We start from the raw sequence: 16,979 nt of genomic DNA, 5'->3' as shown, positions 1-16,979 counted from the left end.
CTGGGACATTAATGCCTCAGCCCAAATTCTTAGTATTTAATTTAGTAAGTTCTAAACAAATATTATTCGCCTTTTGATTCAGAAACCAATAAGTCGATTACTTTTTGGATTTTAAGGTCATTGACTAAGATGTCATTGTTACCTAATGTTGATTTAATATCTTCAACAGATAAACCAAATTGTTCGCTCATTTTAGTTAATTCAGCATCAACATCAGCGTCAGAGATTTCAATGTTCTCTGCATCAGCGATTGCTTTAAGTGTTAAGTTAGTTTTAACACGTTTTTCAGCGTCTTCTTTCATTTGCGCTTTAAGTTCTTCTTCTGATTGACCTGAGAATTGATAGTATAACTCAAGGTTTAAACCTTGTTGAGAAATACGTTGTTCAAATTCTTGCATCATACGATCTAATTCAGTAGTAACCATTGCTTCAGGAATTTCTACTGTAGCATTGTCAGAAGCTTTTGTGATCGCTTCTTCTTTTTCAGTTGCTTCAGCTTGATTCAATTTAGCATCTTCTAAATCTTTACGTAATTTTGCTTTATATTCGTCAACAGTTTTAACTGATTCGTCAAGCTCTTGAGCTAACTCATCATCTAATTCTGGAACTTCTTTACCTTTAACTTCATTTACATCACATTTGAATGTAGCTTCTTTACCAGCTAATTCTTCAGCATGGTATTCTTCAGGGAAAGTAACAACAACATCTTTGCTATCATTAGCTTTAAGACCAATAAGTTGTTCTTCGAATCCTGGAATGAATGATCCAGAACCAATTTCAAGGTCATATCCTTCAGCTTTTCCACCTTCAAATGCTTCTCCATCAACGTAACCATCAAAGTTAATGTTAACTACGTCGCCTTCAGCGATTTCGCCTTCTTTAACTGATAATTCAGCTTGACGACTTACAGCATCGTTTAAAGCTTTGTCGAATTCTTCTTCAGTAACTTCGCGGTCTTGTTTTTCAATAACTAAACCTTTATAGTCACCTAATTCAACTTCTGGTTCTACAGTTACAGTAGCTTCAAAGATAAGTTCTTTACCTTGTTCCATTTGAGTAACGTCAATTTCAGGACGATCAACTGGATTGATTTCTGCTTCTTCAACTGCATTACCGTATGCTTCAGGTAAAATGAAATCTAATGCATCTTGGTATAAAGATTCAACGCCAAATCTTTGTTCAAATAATGGTCTTGGCATTTTCCCTTTACGGAAACCAGGTACATTAATTTGTTTAACGACTTTCTTGAATGCTTTATCTAAACCTTTATCTACTTCTTCTTTAGGAACCGTTACTGTTAATAAACCTTGGTTACCTTCTTTCTTTTCCCATGTTGCTGTCATGAATAAAAACCTCCGTGATTATCCTAATTTATAAATTTTCAACTCTTTAATTATAACATAGCTTTCTGATGTTTCAACTATAGTGTTTATATTCATGTTAATTTCTGAATAAATTCAATAAAAACATCCCAATCTTCTTGGTCAACACTATTATAGTTAGCGTCTATATTAAGGCGTTCCGTCAAAAGTTTCAAGTAACATGCAATAATTTTTTCATCATCCATGGATTCTATTGATAATGGATACATCATAATCGCATGTTGATTTAATAAACTTGTAGCTAATTCAATCGATGACGGACTGTCATTTTCAAGTTGGTCTATAACTTTAGGAATGATTTTTGTTTTAAAATGTGTTCGTTCTATACCTTCAAGTTCAGTTGGACATACAGTTATCGTTTCTTCTAACTTTTCAAAAGTGACATCTGCAGACCATTCACTTAGTCTCAAGTACTCTAATATTAAACTTTGAACATTCGTATGCAATGTTTCATTTTCAATAATTTGAGCTAAAGTTAAATTAAATATGCCTAAGTGATTTTCAATTAAATCGATTAGCAATTGAATTTGTTCTTCAAATGCTGTCTTCTGAAATATCGCTAATATTTCAGATGCTTTCATTTGTCTTTGGTCAAGTTTAGCTTTTGCCATATCTTGTATCGGCAGTAAAGCCATTCTTGTACTGTGTTCAATGTTTTCGTCTTTAATTTGATTTATAATTTCTACTACAGTTTGATATTGTTCAAGATGGAATAAACTTTCTACAAAGTATATGACTATTTGATCATAATATTCGTGACCTTGATTTAACAATATACTTGCTTCTTCTCTTAATTCCAAATAATGACCACATGATTTTAATACTTCGCACTTTTTCAGCGATAACACTTCGTCCATCACAAAGTGTTGCTCATATTGTTCAAACAATCGATACGCTTCATCGAAGTCCTCTGCTTGAATCGCATGGTTAATATTCGTGATAAGTTGTTTTTTCAATTTTGGAAACGGAATAATTTCACTCAAGGCTATTCACCTCTTTTATAAATGCCATCAATAATAAGACTACTCCATGTTTCATAATTGTTATTTGAAGCTAATTCAGATTGCTTAACCCAGTTAATTCTAAGTGTATCTGTTTCTTTCGCTTCAACACTTGATTTTTTAACTTTTAATTTAAACACAACACCAATATGAACTTTGCCAACTTCATTCTGATCGTCATTAATAAATCCGATTAAGTCTAATTGAGCAACGTCTTCTTTATTCAAACCTACTTCTTCTTGTAACTCTCTAGCTGCATTTTCTCGTATAATTGCATCAACATCTGATGCATCAGGCACGTCATTCATATGACCACCAACGCCGATCGAACTCAGGCCATGCAATCTACCTTCTCCACCACCGGTTAATCGTTCATATACAAGTACGTCATTATCTTCATTTTCTAAAATACAATATGAAATCAATTGTTTATATGAAGGATCTTCTTCCATGTCACCACGACGTTTGATTTCATATTGATTAATTGTTTCATAAACATATTTCATTTCTTCATCTTCAATAGATTTAAATCCATTGAATTGATATGCTTCATTATTAAAAATTTTAGCTCTTGGTACTACTGTAATCATTTCATCAAATTTAGACATAGTTCTCTCCTTATTTGTTTTACTATACTAGTTTATCAAAGCGTTTAAATGGCGTAAAGGAGTTGAAATCTCAATTGTTAATTTATATAAAAAAATGACTTGAACAATTCATTGTTCAAGTCATTTTTAAAATACTTATTTAGCTAAAGCGTCTTTTGCTTTAGTCGCTAATTCTGCGAAAGCTTTCTCGTCTGAGATAGCAATTTCAGAAAGCATTTTACGGTTGATTTCAATACCTGCTACTTTAAGACCATTCATTAAACGGCTATAGCTGATATCGTTTTGACGTGCTGCCGCATTGATACGTGCAATCCATAATTTACGGAATTCACGTTTCTTCTGACGACGGTCACGGTAAGCGTAGTTACCTGATTTCATTACTTGTTGCTTAGCAACTTTATATAATGTATGTTTTGATCCAAAGTAACCTTTAGATAATTTTAAGACTTTTTTACGACGAGCTCTCGTCACTGTTCCACCTTTAACACGTGGCATGATAATTCCTCCTTAAATTGGACCTTCAGTCCCATATAATTATTATTTTACGTACGTTAACATTTGTTTTACGCGTTTAGAATCTGATTTAGATACTAATGATGCTTTACGTAATTTACGTTTTGCTTTTGTAGATTTGTTTGCGAATAAATGTGAAGTGAACGCTCTAGAACGTTTTAATTGTCCTGAACCAGTTCTTTTAACACGTTTAGCTGCTCCACGATGAGTTTTCATTTTAGGCATTGAATTTTTCCTCCTATTATTTCGGTTTATTTGTCGTTTGAAATTGGCGCTAACATTAAGAACATTGAACGCCCTTCCATTTTAGGTCTTTGTTCAACAGTTGCTATGTCTTTACAAGATTCTGCAAAGCGTTCTAACACACGTTGACCAATTTCTTTATGCGTAATGGCACGCCCTCTAAATCTGATAGATACTTTAACTTTATCTTCTTTAGATAAGAATTTTTGAGCATGCTTTAATTTAGTTTCAAAGTCATGTTCTTCAATTGTTGGACTTAATCGAATTTCTTTAACATTAACGATTTTTTGCTTCTTACGCATTTCTTTTTCTTTTTTCTGCTGTTCGAATTTGTATTTACCGTAATCCATGATTCTTGCAACAGGTGGTTTAGCATTAGGTGCTACGATTACAACGTCTAAATCTACTCTTTCAGCCATTTCAAGGGCTTCAAATTTAGATTTAACACCTATTTGTTCACCATCTTGGCCAATAAGGCGTAGTTCTTTTGCACGAATTTTGTCGTTAACTTGAGTTTGATCTTTAGCTATGGTTGACACCTCCTAGAATTTTACGAAGTCGTCCAAGAAAAAAAGAACGAATGCACAATGCACCCGCTCTTATCCATAAACATTAAAGGTTTATTTTTACCTGCTAACTGCATTTCGCGTCACTACAGGTGAGAAGCGGGTATGCTTCTACTTGGTCCGTTTCGTATTCAACAAAAACTATCATACCAAGTATAAACCGTCATGTCAATGTTTATTTAATATTCTTTTCGAATTGTTCCATATCAACGTCTTGACTTAAGTCAACTTGTTTAAGTGGAATCATTTTCGTTTTATATTTTACTTTATGGAAGATATAAAATACTAAGAACACTGGTATACCCATATAAGTGATAAAGAATCTGCGAGGATCGAAATCACCTGTTTGAATAAAATCAACATCTTGGCCAACTATAACAATTGCACATAATGCAAAAGCAAATAACGGACCGAATGGGAACCACTTAGCTTTATATTTCAGTTTCGATTTATCATAATTTTGAAGATCGAACGCTCTTCTAAATCTATAATGACTAATCGCGATACCTAACCATGCGATGAATCCAGTCATACCTGACGCAGCGATGATATATTCATATGCACCACCACTTAAATGTTCAATTGCAAAGATTAACACAACAACTAACGCAGTTGCAAATAATGCCATATATGGTACACCAGATTTGTTTGTTTTAGAAAATACTGGTGACGCCAATTTATCTTTACTCATTGAGAATAACATTCTTATTGAAGCATACATTCCTGAATTACCTGCTGATAATACAGAAGTTAAAATAACTGCATTCATAAATGAAGCTGCGAAGACAAGTCCAGCATTTTCAAATACAAGTGTGAATGGGGATTTTGCAACTTCATCTCCACCCATTAAATTCGGATTAGTATAAGGAATAATCATTCCAATAACAAATATTGCTAAAATGTAAAACAATAATATTCTCCAGAATACTTGTTTAATTGCTTTCGGAACAGCTCTTTCTGGATTTTCAGATTCACCTGCTGTTATTCCGATTAATTCTGTACCTTGGAACGAGAATCCGGCAACTAAGAACACACCTAATACTAATAAGAATGTATTAACATTAGAATGTCCTAAGAACGGCGCATCCCCTGCTACAAAGTTTTCAAATCCTAAGTATTGACCACCGAGTATACCGAATATCGTCAATAATCCAATACCAATAAATATAATTACCGTTGCTACTTTAATAAAAGCAAACCAATATTCGCTTTCCCCGTATACGCGAACAGAAAGTGCATTCAGACCGAATATTATCAGCATGAATATAACGCTCCATAACCACGATGGTAGAATTTCTAATGGTTGCCAATAACTAACCACTTGTGATGCAATCGTAATGTCCGCTGCAACTGTGATTACCCAGTTAAACCAGTAATTCCAACCTAATGCAAATCCTAATGAAGGATCAACAAAACGTGTTGCGTACGTACTAAACGAACCAGATACAGGAAGATACGTCGCCATTTCTCCTAATGAAGTCATAAGGAAGAATACCATCAAGCCAACAATAGCATATGCTAACAAGGCTCCCCCTGGCCCAGCATCTCTAATCGCTCCGCCTGAAGTCATAAACAAACCTGTTCCGATACAACCACCAATAGCTATCATCGAGATATGTCTGTCTTTCAATTTTCTTTGTACATTGTTCGTTGAATTTTCTTGAGACATGTTTTTTTCCTTTCTCCATTCCACAATCGAGCCACTAAAAAAGCCGCATATCTATTTGAGATATGCGACCGATATATGATCATTCCATATGGTAGCACATCACTTAGTGTGACAGTTCAACACTTATTAAATGCTGACCCAACGAATAATACTATGGTTACTATTCGTTTCGGCAACATCCCCTTTCTTCATTTCAACATACGCGCCATAACGCTTCTGAATGATTACTGATGAATATTGCAACCTCTAACTCATTACTGAGGAATATTTAATTAAATTTCACTATTAAAACTATACCCGATGACTCATCGAATTTCAATAGTATATTACTTTTTCAACCTAATATCATCAACTAAACTCCAAATGAATTCATCTTTTTCTACTGTTTTTGAATCTTTTGAGCCATATTGACGAACATTCACTTCTTGATTTTCTACTTCTTTATCGCCTACAACGAGTTGATAAGGAATTTTTTGCATTTGCGCTTCACGGATTTTATAACCCATTTTTTCGTTTCTATCATCAATATGCACACGAACACCTTGAGATTTCAATTCATCTTGTAATGATCTTGCATATTCATAATGCATATCTACATTAACAGGAATGATTTCTACTTGCTTAGGTGCTAACCAAACTGGGAATACACCTTTAGTTTCTTCTATTAAGAATGCAGTAAAACGTTCCATTGTAGAAATAACACCTCTATGAATTACAACTGGACGATGTTCTTCCCCATCATTTCCAATATAATTCAAATCAAAACGTTCTGGTAATAAGAAGTCTAACTGAGCAGTTGAAAGTGTTTCTTCTTTACCCATCGCAGTCTTCACTTGAACATCTAATTTAGGACCGTAGAATGCCGCTTCACCAATTGCTTCTTCGTATGGTATTTCCATTTCATCGATAACTTCTTTAAGTACAGCTTGTGCACGATTCCACATTTCATCGTCATCGAAGTACTTTTCTTTATCTTCTGGATCACGTAAACTCAATCTAAATGTATAATCTTCAAAACCAAAGTCTTTGTATACATCAAGTATCATATTTACTACGCGTTTAAATTCTTCTTTAATTTGATCAGGTCTTACAAATATATGCGCATCGTTTAAAGTCATTCCACGAACACGTTGAAGCCCTGAAACAGCACCACTTGCTTCATATCTATGCATCATACCTAATTCTGCAATTCTAATTGGCAGTTCACGATATGAGTGGCGACTGTTTTTATAAATCATCATATGATGCGGACAGTTCATTGGTCGAAGTACAAGTTCTTCATTTCCTAAATCCATAGTTGGGAACATATCTTCTTGATAGTGATCCCAGTGCCCTGATTTTTTATAGAAGTCTACATTCGCCATGATTGGTGTATACACATGGTCATAACCCATTTCTACTTCTTTATCTACAATATAACGTTCTAATTCGCGTCTAATTGTAGCACCATTTGGTAACCATAAAGGTAATCCAGCACCAATATCTTGATTTGTAGTGAATAATTCAAGCTCTTTACCAATTTTTCTATGGTCACGTTCTTTTCTTTCTTCTAATACTTTTAAGTGCGCTTTTAATTCTTTCTTATCGAAGAAAGCTGTACCATATATACGTTGTAACATTTTATTATTTGAATCTCCACGCCAATACGCACCAGCTGTAGAAAGTAATTTAAATTCTTTGATTTTTGAAGTTGATGGTACATGTACTCCGCGACAAAGATCTGTAAATTCGCCTTGTGAATATAAAGTAACATTTTCATCTTCAGGAATTGCATCAATCAATTCTAATTTATATTCATCGTTACTGAAAAATGCTTTCGCTTCATCTCTACTTACGACTTTACGTTCAACTTTGAAGTTTTCATTTATAATTTGTTTCATTTCTTTTTCAATCGCTTCAAAATCATCGCTAGAAATTTTGTGTTCTGTATCTACATCATAGTAGAATCCACCTTCAATTACTGGACCGACACCAAACTTAACATCTCCATATAATCTTTGTAAGGCTTGTGCCATAAGGTGAGCTGTAGAGTGTCTTAACACTTCTAATGCTTCATTACTACCTGGTGTAACGATTTCGATATCCCCATCGCTTTCCAATGGTCTAGTTAAATCTACTAATTGTTGATTAAATTTACCAGCAACAGCTTTTTTTCTTAAACCAGGACTAATAGATTGAGCGATTTCTTCAGTTGTAGTGCCTTGCTCAAACTCTTTTACATTACCATCTGGAAACTTAACATTTATAACACTCATAATGACATCCTCCTCAATATTAATAAAGAACATAAAAAAGAGACCTCATCCAAAGGGACGAAATCTCTCGCGGTACCACCCTCATTAACGTACATAAAAACGCGTACGATAACTCTACATAAGATAACGGTCTTGAGCCGAATGTGGATTAACACACCATGTATGAGGGAGTAACCATATATATTGCAATATCTCAATTCCAGCAAGATGAGATTCTCTGTGATTGCGCCATAGACGTCATGTCCTCTAAATTTTTATATTCATTTATGATAATACAATTATACAACGCTCATTTAAAATATCAAGTTTAAATTATGCTCTATAATTTTTACCTTCAAGCATCATCTCTTCAGAAAGTGTTTTAACTCTTTCCATAATTCGACTCGCTTTCGTCAGTTCGACACCTTGTCTCGTCTTGCTTAAATGCTCTTCTAATTCATTCAAATTGAAGTTTGAACTAAAGAACGTCGGCATTTTATGAACCATTCTATAATGCAGTAATGGTCCTAATATTTCGTCCCTTACCCATGCGGTTAACTCTTCTGCACCAATATCATCTAATAATAATACTTCTGCTTCACGAACTGCTTCAAATCTCGCACTAAATGAACCATCATTAAATCCATTTTTTAGAACGCGAATAAATTCTGGTAAATAAATAATCGTAGAGGATTGTTTTTTAACTTTTAATTGGTTAGAAATTGCACCTAGTATAAATGATTTACCAGTACCAAATGGACCATGAATATATAAACCTTTTGTTTCTTCACCAGATACAATATGATTACAAATTTCCATAGCTCTTTTGATCACATTCATTCTCGATTCATTATCGACATGGATATCTTTAATCGTTGCATTTAATGTTTCTTCAGGCATTTGGAATGCAGTGACAAGGTTTGATTCAAACTTCTGCTCATCATATGCAACTTTATTTGGACATGGCAAATAACGGGTCTTTATATGATCGTTTTGAATATACAATTCTGGTCTATGTCCTTTAACAAAGTTGATGCATTTGCCATAGCTTTCACATTTTTCACAGCATTTAGATTGATCCTTATATGCTTGTAATTGATCCAAATCAGTATCAATGATACTATTCGTCAGTTCAGAACGATGTTCAGTTAAGAATGCCTTAACATCTTTATCTGCTAACGTCTCTTTTTTAATTTGGTCTAATTTTTTCTGAAATTCTTTATTTTGCTTTAAATGTTGGCCTAATGGTTCCATTATTTTTCACCTTCATTCCAAAAAGCTTCCATTTCTTTTTGGAGCTCTCGTTTTCTTTTTTCAAAATCTGGATCATGTTCTTGCTGTTGTTGTGTATCTTCTTTATTAGCATCTGCTGCTTTTTGTTTCAGAAGCCACTCTGGCGTTTTTTCAATAGATCTCAATTTATAACCACCAGTTGATTTTTGACTACGTTCAGATTTCTTCTCAGCAATTTCTTTGTCACGTTTCTTAGTATAATTATACGCTTCTTCAGCAGATTTTAATTTTAATTTTTTCCAATTCGAAGCAATTTCTTCTGTATATGCTCTAGGCAATTGCATACTTTGAGAGAACATCACGTATTGCAACAGAATATTCATTACGCCATAAGGTAATTTTTCGCGATTGACTATATCCTCAACTAATCGTTTTTGAGCCACAGTTGGTTCTGATTCTGTAAAGGAAGACAACATTTCTATTGGACTCGTCGTATCCAGTAATTCAAACCAAGATACTAGCGAATCTACTTCCCCACTTGATTCTGTCGTGTTTTTCTTAATTGTTCCTTGTTTCAATTCTAATGATGGATACATGCCATCATGTTCAATTTGATAAATTGAACGTGCATGCTTTCTTAAATCTTGAAGGGAAATCGTTTGATTACTTGTGATAGATTTCAATATTATTGACTTCATCTCTACCGGTGTAATGCCATATAGTGTTGCAATTTGTGTAATGACTTCTTTCGTTTGTTTATTCAACAATTCTTTTGAAATCAAATGATTACTTAACAACATTTCTAACATTTCAAAATCAAATTTAACATCCGATAAATCTAAACCTGTATTTTTACTGTCTGGCTTAATTTGAATCGAATCATCTGTACTGATATCTGAAAGTTTAGGTACTTTAAATACATCGGTAAAACTTTTAGTCACTTCATTATATCCATTTGTTGAGATCGAATGATCCTTATATCTATTTTTTAAAGCGATAAATCTTGATTGACCAATTTGTTGATATAAATATACAGAAAGTAACGGGTCATTAAAGAATTGTTCTGCAGTTGCTGGTTGTTTCAACATATATATAAACATTTGTTCATCTGTATTCGTCTTATGAAATGTTCTCATCAAACCTATACCTTCTAATAAGTCTAACGCATCTCTAAAACTTGATAGATTAACTTTCAAATCGTTCATTATTGTATAATGATTATTTGCTAATGGCTCATTATGGTAATTAAATTGCGATAGATATAAATAAACCCCTATTGCATCTGTACCAATTAATGGCGTGTATAAACTTGTTAAAATATCTTGATGAATATGTGTGTAATTATAATTCGATTTAACGTAAAAACCATCACTTGGTTTTATACCATTAAAATATTCCGCCATTATGTTCACCTTACTTTCGATCTTTCAAAATACCTTGCATAGATTTTAATAGTTGATCTACATCTTTAAATTCACGATAAACTGATGCAAATCTTACGTAAGAAACTTGATCCACTTCCATTAAATGTTCCATCACTTTCTCACCTATATCATTCGAAGAAATTTCTGTAATTCCTTCAGACCTTAACTCTTTTTCAACTTGATTTGTTATATCTTCTAATATTTGATATGCAACAGGTCTTTTTTCGCATGAACGAACTAGACCGTTTAATATTTTATCACGATTAAACGCTTGTCTTGCACCATCTTTTTTTACAACGATTAAAGGTGTTAATTCCACTCTCTCAAAAGTTGTGAAACGAAAACCGCATGATTCGCATTCTCTTCTTCTTCTAATTGCAACCATATCATCTGCATGTCTCGAATCTACTACTTTAGAATTTTCATACTTACAATTTGGACATCTCATTCGTTTCACCTCTTATCGTTTTATTGTCTCACGTAGATTATACAGTAGTTTCGCATATTTTTAAACGTTCACCCGTTCCTTTACGGCATATAATCATACAACAAATCACTAGTAAAATAAAATTAAATGTAAAATAATGAAGCTGGGACATAACATTCTGTCCCAGCTTCATTCCAATCAATTTATATTAAGATATTTTTTGTTCTCTCGTAGCTGATAAAATACTCGCAACTTGTTCTGCTAGTTCAACCACTCTCATTGAATAGCCCCACTCATTGTCGTACCAAGCAAGTACTTTCACTTTATTTGAACCGATAACCATTGTTGTTTGCTCATCAACAATTGCTGAATGTGGGTTTGTATTAAAGTCGATTGAAACTAATGGTTCATCACTAATGTCTAAGATGCCTTTTAACGCACCTTGACTTGCACGTCTTAAAGCTTCATTCACTTGTTCTACAGAGACATCTGTTTTTAAATCTACTACTAAATCTACAAGTGAAACATTCGACGTTGGTACTCTTAATGCCATACCATGCATTTTACCTTCAAGTTCAGGTAATACGAGTGATAAAGCTTTTGCAGCGCCAGTTGATGTAGGTATAATGCTATCTGCACATGAACGCGCTCTTCTTAAATCTTTATGTGGATTATCTAAATTTTTCTGATCGTTAGTAAATGCATGTACTGTTGTCATCAATCCATTTTCAATACCGAATTCATCATTGAGTACTTTTGCAACTGGACTTAAACAGTTCGTCGTACAAGAAGCATTCGATATAATATCAAATGAATTTAAATCTAAATCACAGTCATTTACACCGCGAACTATCGTTTGAACTTCTCCACCTTTAGATGGACCAGTTAATATCACTTTTTTAGCACCTGCATTTATATGTGCTTGTGCTTTATCTCCGTGATTAAACTTTCCAGTTGCTTCTATAACAATATCAATATTTAAAGTCTCCCACGGTAATAAATTTGGGTCTCTCTCAGAAACGAGTAGTATTTTATGGCCATTAATCACAATACCATCATCAACAGCTTTAATTTCATCTTCTAACTTGCCATGAGTTGAGTCATATTTAATTAAGTGTGCAATCGTTTCAGCAGGATAAGAAGCATTTATTGCGACAATATTTAAATGATCTGATTTCAATGAACCCCTTAACACCATTCTTCCAATTCTTCCTAAACCATTAATTGCAATATTTTTCTTCATAATCGAGAACCCCTTTTAATGTGATATACTATTTATTGCAATTAGTATATCACATTAAAAGTTTATTGAAAACGTTTTCCACAATAAATTTCACAAATGTTAAATACCCTTAAAATCCTTTGCTTTCAAGAAAAGTTTTTAAGGTTTTCTTTAAGTCATCTAACGATTTATTATTATCTATAATTTCATCAGCACGTAATTTTTTATCCTCAATTGAAAGCTGCGACTTTATTCTAGACATCGCTTCGGTTTCACTTAAGTTATTTCTTTTCATTAAACGTTGCTTTTGTATTTCTTCCGTCGTATAAACTAACCATGTTTCATCAACGGTATCTTCAAGTTTATTTTCGAAGAGCAATGGAATATCCATGATGACATTTTGATTATTACTTAAACCAATATTTTTTTCTTCTTCCATAATGTTTCTTACAATAGGATGTATAATTTGATTTAACTTTTCTCTCATTTGTTCATCATTAAATACAATAGATCCTATATAGGGTCTATTCATTTCACCATTTAATATCGCTTGTTCTCCAAAAGTATCTTTCACTTGCTGAAGTCCTTCGCTTCCTTTTTCAACTGCTTTACGACTTGCAACATCAGCATCTACGATATAGAAATTATAATCTTCTAATAATCGTGAAACGGTAGATTTACCAGTTGCAATACCTCCTGTTAAACCAATTACTTTAGTCATCTTTTCCACCTACTTTTGACAATTTGGACAATAATGTGTATTTCGTGTAGCAATGACTTGCTGGTGGACTGTACCTCCACATTGACCGCAGATTTTCTTACCATAAACCAAATGTTTTTCTTGCATCGTACCTTTTTCACCATCTGCGTTATAGTAATCTGAGATACTCGATCCACCACTATCTATACCATCTTGTAGCACTTGAACAACTTCTTTAAATACTCTTTTCAGTTCAATTTGAGTTAAATCACTCACTATTCTTGTCGGTAACACACCTGCTCTTATTAAAGCTTCACATGCATAAATATTGCCACATCCTGCTATAACAGTGTGATCCAAAATTCCTACTTTGATAGGTTTTGAAATGAATTTTTTAGATAATATTTTATCTAAATAATGATCATAAGCTTCTGTAACAAATGGTTCAGGTGCAATCTTTAATACTGAAGGATATTCATGCAAATCCTCTAGCGCTCTTATTTCACCAAATCTTCTTATATCTGTATAAATGAGTTTTAGACCATTATCTAATTGAAATATGACATGCCAATGTTTCTTATGTGTCTCTATTCCTATATCTTCTAATTCAGGAACAGTAAAGAATGCACCGGTCATACCAAAGTGACACATCATTATTTTAGTTTCGTTGTTCTTTTCCAACTCAAAGAATATATATTTACTTCTTCTATATATTTGAACGATTTTATATTGATTTGTTCTTTCTTTAAATGTTTCTAACGATGTGCCTTTTATGATTGTTGCTTTTCCACTATTCTTACCCGCTATAACTTTTTCTGAAAAAGTAACGTCTGTAATTGTTGCACCTAATATTTTAGGTTCGATTCCTCTTTTTACATTTTCTACTTCTGGTAATTCAGGCATATTGAGTCTTCCTTTTATTCATTATTTTGCATCGTACCATGTCTCACCATAGCTAGACTCGACACTTAAAGGCACTGATAAATCTAATGCGTGATTCATAATCTCTTCTACAAATGGCTTAAATGCTTCTATTTCTCCTTCAGGTACTTCAAATATCAATTCATCGTGTACTTGTAATAATAATGTTGCATTAAAATCTGCATCTTTCATTTTTTGAGAAAATTGAACCATAGCTAGTTTTATAATATCCGCTGCGCTACCTTGAATTGGTGTATTCATGGCTGTTCTTTCAGCAAAACTTCTTAAGTTAAAGTTTCTATTTGTAATATCCGGTGTGTATCTACGTCTATGAAGCAACGTTTCAACATATCCTTTTTGCTTTGCATCTTGAACGATGGTATCCATGTATTCCTTAACTTTAGGAAAACTATCTAAATAATCATCTATGAATTTTTTAGCTTCTTTACGAGTAATGCCTAAACTTTGGCTTAATCCATAGTCACTAATACCATATACAATTCCAAAGTTAACCGCCTTTGCTTGTCTTCTCATATTTGATGTTACGTCTTCTTTTTCTACATTAAATACACGCATCGCTGTCGTTGTATGAATATCTTCTTGTGCAGTGAAGGCTTCTTTCATATGCTCGTCACTAGTAATATCCGCTAACACTCTTAATTCAATTTGAGAATAATCGGCAGCAAATATGACATGATTCGGCTTACTAGGTCGAAACGCTTTTCTAATTTTTCTACCTTCTTCTAATCTAATTGGTATGTTTTGTAGATTTGGTTCAATTGAACTTAATCTACCTGTTTGTGCCAACGTTTGATTAAATCTTGTATGAATTTTACCTTCGTCAGTTATCATCTTCTGCAATCCTTCAATATAAGTAGATTGTAATTTAGATAACTGTCTATAAACTAAAATGTCTTCGATAATCGGATGTTCGTTTCTTAATTGTTCTAAAACGTCAACAGCAGTTGAATATCCAGTCTTTGTTTTTTTAATAATTGGTAATTTTAGATCTTCAAATAATACAACACCTAGTTGTTTAGGTGAATTGATATTAAAGTCTGACCCTGCATGTTCATGGATTTGTTCAATCAATTTATCTAAACGCACTTTTAAATCAGTTTGCATTTCAATTAACGTTTCTTTATCAACTGATATACCGATGTACTCCATCTCTGCTAATACACTTGCTAAAGGCAATTCAAGATCATCATGCAAGCGCAATTGATTTCTTTCTTCTAATAATTCAATCATTTTATCTTTTGTTTCAAAAATAGCCATCACTTTTTTCGCGATATTTTCAAATAAGATATCATTTTCTGGAACGTGTAACTTTTTGCCTTTTCCATAAATACTTTCATCATTATTTACATAAAAAATGCCATATTCAGAAACGACAGAATATATATCATCTATCGTTCTAGATGGGTCTAATATATAACTTGCTAACATCGTATCAAAATGAACTTGATTCAATTTAATACCTAGTCTCTTACATAATATGATTGTCTTTTTAGCATCATAAGTTGAAAACTCAACATTAGCACTTTCCAACCAATCACGAAGCTGGGTATTATTTTTCAACTCATCTTCAGTAACAACAAATGTTTTGTCTGTTGTTTGAATCGCAAATCCAAGAATATCTGCTTTCAAATAATTATTTTCGTTTGTTTCAAAATGAATTGAAGCACTTGTTGTTTTTTCAAAATCAAAATCTTGTAAATCGTTTTTATATTCTATAACGCGATCATCTGATGCTTCTGTACTAGCATCCATTTGATCAAGTAATTGTTTAAACTCTAATGTTTTAAATAGTTTAATTTTCTCTTCATTATCAGTTTCTATTAATTTCAAATCATCTATCTTCACTTCTATAGGGCTATCTCTATTAATTGTAGCTAATGCCTTACTTAACTTGGCACTTTCTTCATTTTCAATCAATTTTTCTTTCATTTTTGATTTTTTCAATTCATCTATGTGTTCATAAACACCTTCAACCGTTTCAAATTGTTTAAGTAATTTTATCGCTGTTTTTTCGCCTATTCCAGGAACACCAGGAATGTTATCGGATTTATCCCCCATTAGACCTTTCATATCAATGATTTGGTCAGGAACTAAACCGTCATATTTTTCAGCAATAAAAGTAGGCGTGTAATGATCAATATCTGTAACACCCTTTTTAGTATAATAAATTGTTACATGTTTACTCGCTAGTTGTGTTAAATCTCGATCCCCAGTAATGATAATGGTTTGTAGCTTTTGCTCATCCGCTTGTTTTGAAAGCGTACCTATAATGTCATCCGCTTCATAATTTTCCAATTCATAATGTTTAATATTATAACTTTCTACCAGTTGTCTAATATATGGTAACTGGCTTCTTAATTCATCCGGTGTCTTTTCACGACCACCTTTATATTCACTATACATATTATTTCTAAAAGTCGTCTTCCCAGCATCAAATGCAACCATAAAATGCGTCGGCTCTTCTTCTTTAATAATTTTATCTAATATCATTGTAAAACCATAAATTGCATTCGTATAAACACCTGCTTTATTTGTCAATAAAGGCAATGCAAAAAACGCTCTAAATGATAAGCTATTACCATCAATTAATACTAATTTTCCCACTGTATAATACCTCCATCATTTTATTGATTTCATTTTATCATATTCAACTCAATAAATAGATTGAAAGGCATAATAAAAAGCGAAATACCGAAGTATTTCGCTAAATCATCAAAATGAAGGGGTCTACCTATATTCTAACTATCGTTGATTAATTCAATGTGAATACAATGTAAATTTTATATGAAGATGTCGAATAATCTAAATATTTAAT

At 32.8% G+C, this 16,979-nt stretch carries 15 protein-coding genes, 1 riboswitch and 1 other annotated feature; all 15 genes read right to left on the bottom strand.

Going from position 1 to position 16,979, the window contains the following annotated elements; translation table 11 throughout:
* Positions 1-62: 62 nt before the first annotated feature.
* The gene (gene tig / locus P3U32_RS05580; RefSeq protein WP_323704623.1) at positions 63-1,343 is read right to left on the bottom strand and encodes a trigger factor; all 1,281 of its coding nucleotides are present in this window, start codon (positions 1,341-1,343) and stop codon (positions 63-65) included.
* 92 nt (positions 1,344-1,435) lie between these two features.
* A complete protein-coding gene (locus P3U32_RS05575) occupies positions 1,436-2,365 on the bottom strand; it encodes a hypothetical protein (protein WP_323704622.1) in 930 nt (309 codons plus the stop codon).
* Between the two features lie 2 nt (positions 2,366-2,367).
* Positions 2,368-2,991 carry an NUDIX domain-containing protein gene (locus P3U32_RS05570; RefSeq protein ID WP_323704621.1) on the bottom strand — a complete coding sequence of 208 codons (624 nt, stop codon included), beginning with the start codon at positions 2,989-2,991 and terminating at the stop codon, positions 2,368-2,370.
* A gap of 135 nt (positions 2,992-3,126) precedes the next feature.
* Positions 3,127-3,486, bottom strand: a complete 360-nt coding sequence (gene rplT / locus P3U32_RS05565; RefSeq protein WP_025904294.1) for a 50S ribosomal protein L20 — start codon at positions 3,484-3,486, stop codon at positions 3,127-3,129.
* 42 nt (positions 3,487-3,528) lie between these two features.
* Positions 3,529-3,729: a 50S ribosomal protein L35 gene (gene rpmI / locus P3U32_RS05560; RefSeq protein WP_323704619.1), complete on the bottom strand. Its 201-nt coding sequence runs from the start codon at positions 3,727-3,729 to the stop codon at positions 3,529-3,531.
* Positions 3,730-3,755: 26 nt separating this feature from the next.
* Entirely contained in the window at positions 3,756-4,286 is a 531-nt protein-coding gene (gene infC / locus P3U32_RS05555; protein ID WP_323704618.1) for a translation initiation factor IF-3, read from the bottom strand.
* Positions 4,287-4,309: 23 nt separating this feature from the next.
* Positions 4,310-4,436 (bottom strand) — a sequence feature (ribosomal protein L20 leader region).
* A 52-nt stretch (positions 4,437-4,488) separates the two neighbouring features.
* Entirely contained in the window at positions 4,489-5,982 is a 1,494-nt protein-coding gene (locus tag P3U32_RS05550; protein WP_323704845.1) for an amino acid permease, read from the bottom strand.
* 84 nt (positions 5,983-6,066) lie between these two features.
* A riboswitch (Lysine riboswitch) is annotated at positions 6,067-6,239 on the bottom strand.
* Positions 6,240-6,308: 69 nt separating this feature from the next.
* The gene (gene thrS / locus P3U32_RS05545) at positions 6,309-8,237 is read right to left on the bottom strand and encodes a threonine--tRNA ligase (RefSeq protein ID WP_323704617.1); all 1,929 of its coding nucleotides are present in this window, start codon (positions 8,235-8,237) and stop codon (positions 6,309-6,311) included.
* Between the two features lie 312 nt (positions 8,238-8,549).
* A complete protein-coding gene (gene dnaI / locus P3U32_RS05540) occupies positions 8,550-9,470 on the bottom strand; it encodes a primosomal protein DnaI (protein ID WP_323704616.1) in 921 nt (306 codons plus the stop codon).
* A complete protein-coding gene (locus P3U32_RS05535) occupies positions 9,470-10,852 on the bottom strand; it encodes a replicative helicase loading/DNA remodeling protein DnaB (protein WP_323704615.1) in 1,383 nt (460 codons plus the stop codon). Before P3U32_RS05535 ends, dnaI begins: the two co-directional genes overlap by 1 nt.
* Before the next feature lie 10 nt (positions 10,853-10,862).
* Positions 10,863-11,321: a transcriptional regulator NrdR gene (nrdR, locus tag P3U32_RS05530; RefSeq protein ID WP_323704614.1), complete on the bottom strand. Its 459-nt coding sequence runs from the start codon at positions 11,319-11,321 to the stop codon at positions 10,863-10,865.
* Positions 11,322-11,508: 187 nt separating this feature from the next.
* The gene (locus P3U32_RS05525) at positions 11,509-12,543 is read right to left on the bottom strand and encodes a glyceraldehyde-3-phosphate dehydrogenase (RefSeq protein WP_323704613.1); all 1,035 of its coding nucleotides are present in this window, start codon (positions 12,541-12,543) and stop codon (positions 11,509-11,511) included.
* A 109-nt stretch (positions 12,544-12,652) separates the two neighbouring features.
* Positions 12,653-13,243 carry a dephospho-CoA kinase gene (gene coaE, locus P3U32_RS05520; RefSeq protein ID WP_323704612.1) on the bottom strand — a complete coding sequence of 197 codons (591 nt, stop codon included), beginning with the start codon at positions 13,241-13,243 and terminating at the stop codon, positions 12,653-12,655.
* 9 nt (positions 13,244-13,252) lie between these two features.
* Positions 13,253-14,125 (bottom strand): bifunctional DNA-formamidopyrimidine glycosylase/DNA-(apurinic or apyrimidinic site) lyase, encoded by an 873-nt coding sequence (gene mutM, locus P3U32_RS05515; RefSeq protein WP_323704611.1) that lies wholly within the window; start codon positions 14,123-14,125, stop codon positions 13,253-13,255.
* 21 nt (positions 14,126-14,146) lie between these two features.
* The gene (gene polA / locus P3U32_RS05510; protein ID WP_323704610.1) at positions 14,147-16,768 is read right to left on the bottom strand and encodes a DNA polymerase I; all 2,622 of its coding nucleotides are present in this window, start codon (positions 16,766-16,768) and stop codon (positions 14,147-14,149) included.
* Positions 16,769-16,979 lie beyond the last annotated feature (211 nt).

This window comes from Mammaliicoccus sp. Dog046, from assembly GCF_034039665.1.
Classification (GTDB): domain Bacteria; phylum Bacillota; class Bacilli; order Staphylococcales; family Staphylococcaceae; genus Mammaliicoccus.
This window is presented reverse-complemented; position numbering and strand designations above follow the sequence as displayed.